General features: G+C 74.0%; 9 protein-coding genes. 4 read left to right on the top strand and 5 right to left on the bottom strand.

The genetic code is table 11. The features are described 5' to 3' along the window. Nucleotides 1–127 precede the first annotated feature (127 nt). Genes ABZ862_RS19235 through ABZ862_RS19225 form a run of 3 tightly spaced genes read right to left on the bottom strand, consistent with a single transcriptional unit; the run spans nucleotide 128 to nucleotide 2510 of the window. On the bottom strand, nucleotides 128–901 hold the full coding sequence (locus tag ABZ862_RS19235) for an enoyl-CoA hydratase/isomerase family protein (RefSeq protein ID WP_360959537.1): 774 nt from the start codon (nucleotides 899–901) through the stop codon (nucleotides 128–130). Then, complete coding sequence (locus ABZ862_RS19230; protein WP_360959535.1) at nucleotides 898–1323, bottom strand: OB-fold domain-containing protein; 426 nt, start codon at nucleotides 1321–1323, stop codon at nucleotides 898–900. The genes ABZ862_RS19235 and ABZ862_RS19230 overlap by 4 nt, the downstream gene beginning before the upstream one ends. 20 nt (nucleotides 1324–1343) lie before the next feature. Beyond that, a complete protein-coding gene (locus ABZ862_RS19225; protein ID WP_360959533.1) occupies nucleotides 1344–2510 on the bottom strand; it encodes a lipid-transfer protein in 1167 nt (388 codons plus the stop codon). A gap of 108 nt (nucleotides 2511–2618) precedes the next feature. Between ABZ862_RS19225 and ABZ862_RS19220 the strand changes: the two genes are divergently transcribed. Further along, entirely contained in the window at nucleotides 2619–4292 is a 1674-nt protein-coding gene (locus ABZ862_RS19220) for a fatty acid--CoA ligase family protein (protein ID WP_360959531.1), read from the top strand. Between the two features lie 123 nt (nucleotides 4293–4415). Here ABZ862_RS19220 and ABZ862_RS19215 read toward each other — a convergent pair whose 3' ends face one another. Continuing rightward, complete coding sequence (locus tag ABZ862_RS19215; RefSeq protein ID WP_360959529.1) at nucleotides 4416–4592, bottom strand: hypothetical protein; 177 nt, start codon at nucleotides 4590–4592, stop codon at nucleotides 4416–4418. Nucleotides 4593–4836: 244 nt separating this feature from the next. Further along, nucleotides 4837–7815 (bottom strand): BTAD domain-containing putative transcriptional regulator, encoded by a 2979-nt coding sequence (locus ABZ862_RS19210; RefSeq protein ID WP_360959527.1) that lies wholly within the window; start codon nucleotides 7813–7815, stop codon nucleotides 4837–4839. 220 nt (nucleotides 7816–8035) lie between these two features. On the opposite strand from ABZ862_RS19210, the gene ABZ862_RS19205 reads away from it, so the two are divergent. The 3 genes from ABZ862_RS19205 to ABZ862_RS19195 are packed head-to-tail and all read left to right on the top strand — an operon-like array spanning nucleotide 8036 to nucleotide 11036. After that, the gene (locus ABZ862_RS19205; RefSeq protein ID WP_360959525.1) at nucleotides 8036–9292 is read left to right on the top strand and encodes an amidohydrolase family protein; all 1257 of its coding nucleotides are present in this window, start codon (nucleotides 8036–8038) and stop codon (nucleotides 9290–9292) included. 41 nt (nucleotides 9293–9333) lie between these two features. Then, nucleotides 9334–10248, top strand: a complete 915-nt coding sequence (locus ABZ862_RS19200; RefSeq protein WP_360959825.1) for an LLM class F420-dependent oxidoreductase — start codon at nucleotides 9334–9336, stop codon at nucleotides 10246–10248. An 11-nt stretch (nucleotides 10249–10259) separates the two neighbouring features. Then, nucleotides 10260–11036 (top strand): glucose 1-dehydrogenase, encoded by a 777-nt coding sequence (locus tag ABZ862_RS19195; protein ID WP_360959523.1) that lies wholly within the window; start codon nucleotides 10260–10262, stop codon nucleotides 11034–11036. The last annotated feature ends 333 nt before the right edge of the window (nucleotides 11037–11369 follow it).

The following is an 11369-nucleotide window of genomic DNA, read 5'->3' as shown; positions in this document are numbered from 1 at the left end:
CCGGTGCCACGGAAGGGGCGCGTACGGCGGCCGTCCCGGAGCCGACGCTACCGTCGCGGGGTGCGGTCCGCCACGCGGTCACCAGGCGGTCCGCCCCGTCCCTCGCCTCCGCCCGCGCGGCGGACTGTCACCGGACCCGGAAATCGCCGCTCCGCCGCCCTGCGAACAGCTCCGCCTGCCGCTCGGGAGGCAGGTTGCCCAGCGCGACCAGGGACGGCGCCAGGGCGTACGCGTGCGCCCGCGCCGCCTCCTTGACCGCCCACAACGCCCGTACGGTGCCCTGCACGCCCTCCGGCGGATACCCGGCGAGCACGGTGGCGCACCGGACCGCGGCCGCCACCGCCTCCCCGGGCGGGGTGAGTTCGGAGACCAGGCCGACGGCGTGGGCGCGTTCGGCGGAGATCCGTTCGGCGGTGCCCATGAGCATCATCCGCGCGGCCTCGCCGTAGGGCATCCGCAGGGCCATGAGCGCGGACTCGTAGGCGCTGACCATGCCGTAGGCGGTGTGCGGGTCGAAGAAGACGGCGGTGGTGTCGGCGACGACGAACTCGGCCTCGCCGAGCAGGTAGTAGGCGCCGCCGCAGGCCATCCCGCTGACGGCGGCGATCACCGGCTTCCACAGGTCGTTGGCCTTCGGCCCGATGTTCAGCAGCGGATCGTCCTGCATGTAGGGGGAGTCCGGCTGCGGGACGACGGTGTCCCGGTCGATGCCGGTGCAGAACGCGCGCTCCCCGGCCCCGGTGAGCACCACGGCCCGTACGGTGTCGTCGGTCCGGAACCGCCGCCACACCGCGCCGAGTTCACCGGCCGTGGCGAGGTCGACGGCGTTGAGCCGGGCGGGCCGGTCGAGGGTGACGACGGCGACGCCGGTGCCGTTGCCGGTGCTGACGCGGAGGGTCATGACCGCTCCGGCACCCACTGCGGCAGCGGCGCTCCGCCGTCCGCGGGGAACACGGCCCGGACGCGCGCGCCGATACGGAGCTGCTCGGGCGCGAGGGAGCCGAGGGGCGCGCCCGGGTGGGGCACGAGGTTGCCGACGAGCCGGATCCGGGGCGCGTCCTCCAGCTCCACCAGGACGACGTTGTACGGCGCCCGCGCCGCGTAGTCCGGCAGCAGCGGCGGATGCGGTACGACGTACGACCACACGCGGCCGCGTCCGCCGGTGAGGCGCCACTCGCTGGCGAAGGACCGGCAGTGCGGGCAGCAGGGCCGCGGCGGGAAGCGGGGCTCGCCGCAGCCGGCGCAGGCCTGCACGCGGAGTTCACCGCGGGCGGCGTACTCCCAGAAGGGGGCGCCGTCGGTGTCGGTGACGGGACGCAGCATCAACGCTCACTCCTCGGGGCTCAGTTGCGCAGCAGCAGGGCGGAGGTGGGGACGCCCTCGCCCGCGGTGACCAGGCAGGTCGCGGCGTCCGGGACCTGCGCGGTACTGGTGCCGCGCAGCTGTCGGACGCCCTCGGTGATCAGGTTGAAGCCGTGCACGTACGCCTCGCTGAGCCCGCCCCCGCCGGTGTTGAGGGGCAGCCGTCCGCCGGTCTCCAGGGCGCCGCCCTCGGTGAACGCGCCGCCCTCGCCCCGGCCGCAGAAGCCGTAACCCTCCAGGGAGAGCGGGATCAGCGGGGTGAACGCGTCGTAGATCTGGGCGACGTCGACGTCCTCGGGGGTGAGGTCGGCGTGCTTCCACAGGTGGCGGGCGGCGGCCCAGGCGGGGCCGGTGAGGGGGTCGTCGGTCCAGTAGTTGACCATGCCGTGGTGCTGGGCGGGCAGTCCCTGCGCGGCGGAGTGGATGTACACGGGCCGCCGCCGGCAGTCCCGGGCCCGCTCGGCGGAGACGACCACGCACGCCAGCGCGCCGTCCGTCTCCAGGCAGTTGTCGAAGAGGCAGAGCGGCTCGCTGATCCACCGGGAGGACATGTACATCTCGCGGGTGAGCGGCCGGTCGTACATGACGGCGGCCGGGTTCTGGTTGGCGCGGTTGCGGCAGGCGAGGGCGACGTTGAACAGGTGGTCGCGGGTGGTGCCGTACTCGTGCATGTGGCGGCGGGCCAGCATGGCGATCTCGTCCACCGGCCGCAGCAGCCCGTACGGCCGGGTCCACTGGGCCGGGGTGGGCAGCTGGACGGCGGTGTTGGTCCACGGGCGCGGCCCGCTGCCCCGCTTCCGGGACCGCCAGGCGACCCCGACGGTGGCCTGTCCGGCGGTGATCGCGGCGGCGAGATGCGCGACCGTGGCACACGAACCGCCGCCCCCGTAGCCGACCTTGCTGAAGAAGGTGAGGTCGCCGAAGCCGACGGCCTTGGCCAGCTCGACCTCGTCGGTGTCCTCCATGGTGTAGGAGGCGACGGCGTCGACCTCGCCCGGGTCGATGCCCGCGTCGTCGAGGGCGGCGAGCACGGCACGGCAGGCGAGGGTCCTCTCGTCCTCGGGGAGCCGCTTGGCGAAGGGGGTCTGGCCGATCCCCGCGATGGCGGTGGCGTCCTTGACGCCTTGCGCTCCGCCCGTTCCCGGCATGGTGCACCCACCTCCGCGCTGTGGCCTGTGACCGACGGCTGCTGACAGCCCGTCAGGCTACCGCTAATCTGACGGTCAGTCAGCAACCTGTCCGCGGGGAGGCCGAAGGTGCGCGACGAGACGGCGTGGGGCAGCATCCCGGCCCTGGTGAGCTGGGCGGCACGGCGGTACGCGGACACCGAGGCGGTCGTCGACGGGCGGACCCGGATCACGTACGCGGAACTGGGCGCGCGGGTGGCGCGGGCGGCGGCGGCCTGCCTGGCCAACGGCATCGAGCCGGGCGACCGGGTGGCGGTGTGGGCGCCGAACTCCCTCGACTGGATCACCGCCGCGCTGGGCGCGGTCTCGGCGGGAGCGGTCCTCGTCCCCCTGAACACGCGCTTCAAGGGTCCGGAGGCGGCGTACGTACTGCGCAGGAGCGGAACCCGGCTGCTGTTCGTGACGGACACCTTCCTGGGCACGTCGTACGTCGCCGCGCTGCGCCGCGCGGCGGGCGGGGACGCGGTGCCCGGGGGGCCGACCCCGGCGAGTGGCCCCGGTCCGGGCGGTGGTCCCCGCAGGGGGCGTGGTCCGCTTTCCGGGCTTCCCGCCCTGGAGCAGGTGGTGGTTCTGTCGGGGGACGCCGCGCCGCCGGACTTCCGTACCTGGAAGGACTTCCTGGCGGACGGCGAGGCGGTGACCGCCGGGCAGGTCAGGGCCCGCGCGGCGGGCATCACCCCGTCCACCCCCTCCGACATCGTCTTCACCTCGGGCACGACGGGCCGCCCGAAGGGCGCGGTGATCACCCACGGGCAGAGCCTGCGCGGCTACGAGGTGTGGAGCGACCTGGCGGGCCTGCGCCACGGCGACCGCTACCTCGTCGTGAACCCGTTCTTCCACACCTTCGGCTACAAGGCGGGCGTGATCGCCTGCCTGACGCGCGGCGCGACGGTGATCCCGCAGGCGGTGTCCGGGACGGACACGGTGCTGGCGAACATGGCGGCGGAACGCGTCTCGGTCCTCCCCGGGCCGCCCACCCTCCTCCAGTCCCTCCTCGACCACCCGGCCCGCAGCGCCCACGACCTCTCGGCCCTCCGCCTGGTCGTGACCGGCGCGGCGGTGGTCCCGCTCCGCCTGGTGGAACGGCTGCGCGGCGAACTGGGCGTGGAGACGGTCCTGACCGCGTACGGCCTCTCGGAGGCGAGCGGCATCGTCACGATGTGCCGCCGCGGCGACGCCCCGACGGTGATCGCGTCGACCTCGGGCCGGGCCGTCCCGGGTACGGAGGTCCGCGTGGCGGACGCGCAGGGCGCCGTACGCCCTCCGGGCGAGCCCGGCGAGATCCTGGTCCGGGGCTTCAACGTCATGCGGGGCTACTACGAGGACGAGGCGGCGACGGCCGAGGTGCTGACGCCGGACGGCTGGCTGCGCACGGGCGACGTGGGTGTCCTGGACGCGGCGGGCAACCTCCGGATCACCGACCGCCTCAAGGACATGTTCATCGTCGGCGGCTTCAACGCCTACCCGGCGGAGATCGAGCAGCTCCTCGGCCTGCACCCGGAGGTGGCCGACGTCGCGGTGATCGGCGTCCCGGACGCCCGGCTCGGCGAGGTCGGCATGGCTTACGTCGTCCGCCGCCCCGGCGCGCTCACGACCGCCGACGACCTGATCGCCTGGTCCCGCCGGGAGATGGCCAACTACAAGGTGCCGAGGCGGGTCGAGTTCGTCCGCGACCTGCCCCGCAACGCGAGCGGCAAGGTGCTGAAGGGCGACCTGCGCGGCCGGGCTGCGGACCGTACCTGACACCCGGCCCCCGGCCGTCTCGCCCGGCACGCGGGACGGCCGCGGCGGCTCCCCCTCTTCCGCGCCGCCGCGGCCGTCCTCTGTGCTCCGCCCCCTGTTCCCCCGCCCCCCCCGGTGGAGGCGTCAGGCGGACTCGTCCGTCACATGGACGTTGTCCGGGTCGGCGGTGCCGCCGTCCGCGGCGGTGGCCGTCAGCGGCTCGTCGGTCACGTGCACGTTGCCCATGGTGGTGCCCCCGCCGGCCGCCACGAGCGGTTCGTCCGTGACGTGCACGTTGTCGGTGGTGTTCTGGTCGCTCATCTCGCTGGCTCTCCCTGCGTGTCGTGCGCTGGATGGCGGGTCCGCCCGGCTTTCCCCCCGTGCACGGCCGGGCGGACCCGTCGTGACCGGCTCACCTCACGAACCCGGCCACCTGCCGCTCCGTCTGCCCCCCGACGCGACGGCGCGACACAGCAGAGCATGCCGGACGCCGATAAACGAACGATGAACGCCGCCGCGCCGGACCGCGCGTCCAGGGGAAAGTGACGGGACGGTCTTCAGCCCCTCACCCCACCGCCGAGGGCGTCAGCAGGGCCCGTACCTCCGCCGCCTCCGGGGCGTTCAGGGTGTCGAAGACGTCGAGGGCCTCGCGCCAGCAGACCTGGGCGCGGTCGAGGTGGCCTATGCCGTGCAGGGCGCGGCCGAGGACGGTGAGGGCGTTGGCGCGGCGCCATTCGCCGCCGATGCCGCGGAGGAGGGTGAGGGCCGTCTCGGCGTTGACGGCGGCCGGGGCGGGGCGGCGGGCGGTGAGGTCGAGTTCGGCCAGCCGGAAGAAGGTCATGCCCTCCCACAGGCGCTGGCGGGAGTCCTGGAAGACGCGCAGCGCCTGCTGGAGGCACTCGGTGGCCCCGGCCAGGTCGCCGCTGCTGGTGAGGGCGAGACCGAGCGCGTAGCGGCCGTTGGCGCCCTTGAGGGCGTGGCCCATCGCGTCGTACATCTCCGTGCCCTGCCGGGCCAGCTCCACCGCGCTCCCGGTGCGGCCGGTGGCCAGATGGGTGCGGGAGAGGTTGCACAGGGCGCTGGCCTCGCCCGGACGGTCGCCCAGCGGGCGGAAGTTCTCGGCGGCCCGGGTGAAGTGGGCCTCGGCGTCGGCCGGCCGGTTCTGGTACATCGCGACCGCGCCGCTGATGTTCGACGCCCAGCAGGCGGTGAGCGGGTCGTCGCAGGCGTCGGCCAGGGCCGTGGCCCGCTCGGCCGCCTGTCCCGCCGCGTCGAACTTGCTGCCGGAGATGTGGTGCACGAAGGCCAGCGCCATCAGCGCCCGCGCCTCGGAACGGGGGTCGCCGGCGTCCCGCGCCGCGTCGCGCAGCCGGGCGGCGACGACCTCGTACTCGCGGGAGTTGGCGCCCGACTCGGCCAGGTCCACCGCCGCCCACAGCACGTCGACCGCACGGCGCAGGGTCCCGGGACGGGCGGCGGACTGGCGTACGCAGGCCAGCAGGGAGACCGCCTCCGCGTACAGCCAGTCCTGGGCGGCGTGCCGGTCGGAGAAGGCCAGGCCGGGGTGGGAGGGCTGCTCCAGGTGGTCGACCAGGCGGTCGCCGGGGCGTTCGATCAGATAACCGCCGGCGACCGTGGCCAGATAGAAGTCCAGGAGCCGGGACAGGGCCGCCGCGCACCCGCTCGGCGGCTCCTCGTCGCGTTCCGCGCAGGCCCGGGCGTAGAGCCGTACGAGGTCGTGGTAGCGGTAGCGGCCGGGTGCCGCCGACTCCACCAGGGAGGTGTCCACCAGGGATTCCAGCAGGTCCTCGGTGTCGTCCTGCGGGAGGTCCAGTACGGCGGCCGCCGCGGCCAGCGAGATGTCCGGGCCGTCGGCCAGACCCAGCAGCCGGAACGCCCGCTGCTGGGCGGGCTCCAGCTGGCCGTAGCCGAGCTCGAAGGTCGCCTTCACGGCGAGGTCGCCCGCCTGGAGCTCGTCCAGCCGGCGGCGTTCGTCGGCGAGCTTCGCCGCCAGCACCGACACCGTCCAGGTACGGCGTGCCGCGAGGCGGGACGCGGCGATACGGATCGCCAGCGGCAGGAAACCGCACGCCGCGACCACGTCCAGGGCCGCCTCCCGCTCCGCGCGCACCCGCTCCTCGCCGACGATCCTGGTGAACAGCGCCAGCGCCTCGTCCGGCGACATCACGTCCAGGTCCACCAGGTGCGCCCCGGCCAGGTCCACCATCCGCACCCGCGAGGTCACCAGGGCCGCGCAGCCCTCCGTGCCCGGCAGCAGCGGGCGTACCTGCGCGGCGTCCCGCGCGTTGTCCAGCAGGACCAGCACGCGGCGCCCGTCCAGCAGGGAGCGGTAGAGCGCGGCGCGGTCCTCCAGGGACTCCGGGATCGCCGAGTCCTGGGTGCCCAGGGCACGCAGGAAGGAACCGAGCACCGTCTCCGGCTCGGCGGGCCGGGCGCCGGCGCCCTGGAGGTCGACGTACAGCTGTCCGCCGGGGAACGCGCCGCGTGCCTGGTGGGCGACGTGCACGGCCAGCGTCGTCTTGCCCACGCCGCCGATCCCGGCGAGCGCGGACACCGCCATGACCCGGCCGCCGTCCCCCTCTCCGTCCTGGGACGCCGATGCCAGTACCTCGCCGAGCTCGGCCACGAAGGACGCGCGGCCCGTGAAGTCGGGCACCGCCATGGGGAGTTGTGCGGGCCGGACCGGGGCGGCGACCGGTTCGGGCACCGGGGCGGACGGCTCCGCGAGGCCCGGGTCGGCCTGGAGGATGCGCTGCTGGAGGTCGCTGAGGGCGGGGCTCGGGTCGACGCCGAGTTCCTCCGCGAGCAGCCGCCGGGTGTCGGCGTACACGGCCAGCGCCTCGGCCTGGCGGCCGCCGCGGTACAGGGCCAGCATCAGCAGCTCGCGCAGCCGTTCGCTGAGCGGATGGTCGGCGGTGAGCGCGGTCAGCTCCGACACGGCCGCCGCGTGACAGCCCTGCTCCAGGTCCATGTCGAGCCGGGACTCGAGGAGTTGGAGGCGCCACTCGGACAGCCGGGTCCGCTGGGCCTCCGCGTACGGGCCGGGCACCCCGGCGAGCGGTTCGCCGTCCCACAGGTCCAGCGCGTCGTTCAGCAGCTGCCGGGCCCGGCCCAGGTCACCGGCGGCCTTCGCCTTGTCCGCCTCGGCGGCCAGCCGTTGCGCGCGCGCCAGGTCGAGCACGCCGTCGGCGAGGCCCCGTACCGCGTAGCCGCCGGACTCGGTGACCAGCATGCCGGGGTCCAGGATCTTGCGGAGCCGGGACGCGTAGGTCCGCAGCGCCGCCACCGCCCGCGCCGGCGGTTCCTGGCCCCACAGGGCGTCGACCAGCTCGGGTGCGGTGGCCGTCCGGCCCTCGCGCAGTAACAGAGCCGCCAGCAGGGCCCGTTGCTGTGGTGAGCCCATGGAGAGCGGCTCGCCGCCCCGCCGGCCGCGCACCGGTCCGAGCACGTCGAACCGCAGCTGAGGCGACTCCTCTGCGGGTCCGGGACGCCACTGCGCCGGTACCCGCGGTCCACCGTCCATCCGCTGTCCCCCTAGAGACCCTCGTTATCGGACGTAAGTCTGCCTTGTCCACAGGGCGCGCGTCAGCCACGAGGGGCGCCGATCACGGGTGAGTGCCGTGCGCCGCAGGGGAATCGGGGCGACATGCACAGGGCCCTCACATCCTCTCCGCGGCCCCGGACGGGTCCTGCCGGCGTCCACGCAGCTGACGGTCCGTCAGATTGGCGCTACCGTGGCCGTCATGGAGACCACCCAGGACAACACCCGCGCCGGCGGTGGCGACTTCCCGCTGATCATCTCCGTCGACGACCACACCGTGGAGCCCCCCTCCGTCTGGCAGGACCGGCTGCCGAAGAAGTACCTCGACACCGGGCCCCGTATCGTGCGCGCCCCGCTGAAGGAGATGTCCTTCCTCGGCGGGCGCTTCAGGCCCGTCATGGGCGAGCCGGGCGACGACGGCCCCGTCGGCGACTGGTGGATCTACGAGGACCTGCACCGCCCCCTCACCCGCCTCGACACCGCCGTCGGCGTCAGCCGGGAGGAGGTGAGACTGGAGGTCATCACCTACGAGCAGATGCGCCCCGGCTCGTACGACGTCGCGCAGCGCCTCGCCGACATGGACGTCAACCACGTCCAGTCCGCCCTCTGCTTCCCCACCTTCCCCCGCTTCTGCGGCCAGACCTTCACCGAGGCCGCCGACCGGGACCTCGCCCTGCTGTGCGTGCGCGCCTACAACGACTGGATGGTGGAGGAGTGGTGCGGCCCCGAGGCCCGGGGGCGGCTCGTCCCGCTCACCCTCATCCCGCTCTGGGACGCCGAACTGGCCGCCGCCGAGGTCCGCCGCAACGCCGCCCGCGGGGTGCGCGCGGTCGCCTTCTCCGAGATACCCCCGCACCTCGGCCTGCCCTCCGTCCACACCGACCACTGGGACCCCTTCCTCGCCGCCTGCGACGAGACCGGCACCGTCGTCGCCATGCACATCGGCTCCAGCAGCCGGATGCCGTCCACCTCCGAGGACGCCCCGCCCGCCGTCGGCTCCACGATCACCTTCGCCAACTGCTGCTTCTCCATGGTCGACTGGCTGATGAGCGGCAAGTTCGAGCGCTTCCCCGGCCTCAAGGTGATGTACGCGGAGGGACAGATCGGCTGGATCCCCTACATCCTGGAGCGCGCCGACGTCGTCTGGGAGGAGAACCGCGGCTGGGGCGGCGTCGCCGACAAGGTGCACCGGCCGCCGTCCGAGACCTTCCCCGGGCATGTCTGGGGCTGCTTCTTCGACGACGCGTTCGGGCTGCGCAGCCTCGGCTCCATCGGCGTCGGCAACGTCCTCTACGAGACGGACTACCCGCACTCCGACTCCACCTGGCCCAAGTCCCGCGAGGTCGGCGAGGCGCAGATGGGGCATCTGGCGCCGGACGTCGTCGAGCGGATCGTGCGCGGCAACGCCATCGAGCTGCTCGGACTGACGGCGGACGGCCTGTGGCGGGGGCCGCGGTGAGCGGGGCCGGGGCCGGGAACGCCGGCGGGCTCGGGTACGGGATGCAACTGCCGGTGCAGTCGCAGAGCACGATGTACGCCGAACCCTGGGAGGCGGACGCGGGCGCCGGGGACCTGGTGGAGATCGCCCGCGCCGCCGACCACGCGGGCTTCGCCTACGTCGCCGTCTGCGACCACGTCGCCATTCCGCGCCGCCTCGCGTCCGCGATGAGCACGGTCTGGTACGACCCCGTCGCCACCCTCTCCTATCTCGCCGCCGCCACCGCACGCACCCGGCTGCTCAGCCACGTCGCGATCGTCGCCCTGCGCCACCCCCTCCTCACCGCCAAGCAGTACGCCACCCTCGACCACCTCAGCGGCGGCCGGCTGATCCTCGGCGTCGGCGCGGGGCACGTCACGGAGGAATTCGACGCCGTCGGCGCCGACTTCGCGCACCGGGGCGCCGTGCTCGACGAGACCGTCGACGCGCTGCGCGCCGCGCTCGGCCCGGACGAGTTCCCCGAACACCACGGCAAGCTCTACGACTTCGGGGGCCTCGGCCAGCGCCCCCGCCCCGCCCAGCCGCGCGTCCCCGTCTGGGTCGGCGGCTCCTCGCCCGCCGCCGTCCGCCGGGCCGCCCTCAAGGGCGACGGCTGGCTGCCCCAGGGCGACCCGCGCGACCGGCTGCCGGCCCAGCTGGCCCGTATCCGCGCGCTGCGCGAACAGGCCGGGGTGAGCGGGCCGTTCACCGCCGGAGCCATCACCGAGCCGCTCTACGTCGGCACCCCCGGCTGGGAGACCGGCCGCCGCACCCTCACCGGCGCCCCCGAGGCGCTCGCGGAGTCCCTGCGGGCGTACGCGGAGATGGGCGTCGACCAGATCCAGGTGCGGTTCCGCAGCCGGAGCCGCAGCGAACTCACCGACCAGATCACGGCGTTCGGCGCGGAAGTGGCGCCCCATCTCGTAACACCGTCTTGAGAGGACTTCCCATGGGCAAGCTGGACGGGCGTGTCGTGATCGTCACCGGCGCGGCGCGCGGGCAGGGCGAGCAGGAGGCGCGGCTCTTCACCGCGGAGGGCGCGCGGGTCGTCATGACGGACGTCCTGGACGACCAGGGGGAGGAACTGGCGAAGGAGCTGGGCGCGCTGTACGTCCACCTCGACGTGGGCCGCGAGGACGACTGGCGCGCGGCGGTGACGCGGGCGAAGGAGACGTACGGCCGGATCGACGGGCTGGTCAACAACGCCGGCATCCTGCGCTTCAACGCCCTGCTGGACACCCCGCTGGAGGAGTTCCTCCAGGTGGTGCAGGTCAACCAGGTCGGCTGCTTCCTGGGGATCAGGACCGTCGCCCCGGAGATCGCGGCGGCGGGCGGCGGCACGATCGTCAACACCGCCTCCTACACGGCCGTCACCGGCATGGCCGCCGTCGGCAGCTACGCGGCCACCAAGCACGCCGTCCTCGGCCTCACCCGGGTCGCCGCGCTGGAGCTCGCGCCCAGCGGGATCCGCGTCAACGCGGTGTGCCCCGGCGCCGTGGACACCCCGATGTCCAACCCGGCCCGCCTGGACCCGGACGCCGATCCGGAGGAGATGAGCCGGGCCCTGGACGAGCTGTACCGCAAACTCGTCCCGCTCGGCCGGATCGGCCGTCCGGAAGAGGTCGCCCGGCTGGCCCTGTTCCTCTCCTGCGACGACTCGGCGTACATCACCGGGCAGCCGTTCGTGATCGACGGCGGATGGCTGGCGGGCGTGTCGGTGGTCTGACGGGACGGGTCTGACCGGGCGGGTCTGACCGGGCGGGGCCGAGAGCACACGGAAGGTGTGTCTTATGTCGCACACACATCGGGACGTTCGGCGGATTTACACCGAAGTCTTCGCAGCTCAGGCGGGTCAAGGAGGTCCCGGGGCGAGGGCCGCGGCCCGTCAAGGGTTGTGGCTCTCACCCCCTGCGGACCGTGCCCGGTGTTAAAGTAATGAACGATCGAACTCGATCACAGGATTGTTACTTCCCGAGGACGTCACCGTCATCGCCGCGTGCGATGCCACGGAGGGCGGGCCGCTTGAGGGGAGGCAAGGCCTGGGTGGCGCGCTTTGCGC

The sequence above is a fragment of the Streptomyces sp. NPDC047000 genome, from assembly GCF_040644295.1.
GTDB lineage: Bacteria > Actinomycetota > Actinomycetes > Streptomycetales > Streptomycetaceae > Streptomyces.
The sequence above is the reverse complement of the archived record's forward strand: the minus strand, read 5'-3'. Positions and strand labels throughout refer to the sequence as shown.

What these genes read in the sequence shown, in the direction of transcription:
- ABZ862_RS19235 (WP_360959537.1), bottom strand. Translation starts at nt 901, where the DNA reads ATGACCCTCCGCGTCAGCACCGGCAACGGCACCGGCGTCGCCGTCGTC.
- ABZ862_RS19215 (WP_360959529.1), bottom strand. Translation starts at nt 4,592, where the DNA reads ATGAGCGACCAGAACACCACCGACAACGTGCACGTCACGGACGAACCG.
- ABZ862_RS19195 (WP_360959523.1), top strand. Translation starts at nt 10,260, where the DNA reads ATGGGCAAGCTGGACGGGCGTGTCGTGATCGTCACCGGCGCGGCGCGC.
- ABZ862_RS19205 (WP_360959525.1), top strand. Translation starts at nt 8,036, where the DNA reads ATGGAGACCACCCAGGACAACACCCGCGCCGGCGGTGGCGACTTCCCG.
- ABZ862_RS19210 (WP_360959527.1), bottom strand. Translation starts at nt 7,815, where the DNA reads ATGGACGGTGGACCGCGGGTACCGGCGCAGTGGCGTCCCGGACCCGCA.
- ABZ862_RS19225 (WP_360959533.1), bottom strand. Translation starts at nt 2,510, where the DNA reads ATGCCGGGAACGGGCGGAGCGCAAGGCGTCAAGGACGCCACCGCCATC.
- ABZ862_RS19230 (WP_360959535.1), bottom strand. Translation starts at nt 1,323, where the DNA reads ATGCTGCGTCCCGTCACCGACACCGACGGCGCCCCCTTCTGGGAGTAC.
- ABZ862_RS19200 (WP_360959825.1), top strand. Translation starts at nt 9,334, where the DNA reads ATGCAACTGCCGGTGCAGTCGCAGAGCACGATGTACGCCGAACCCTGG.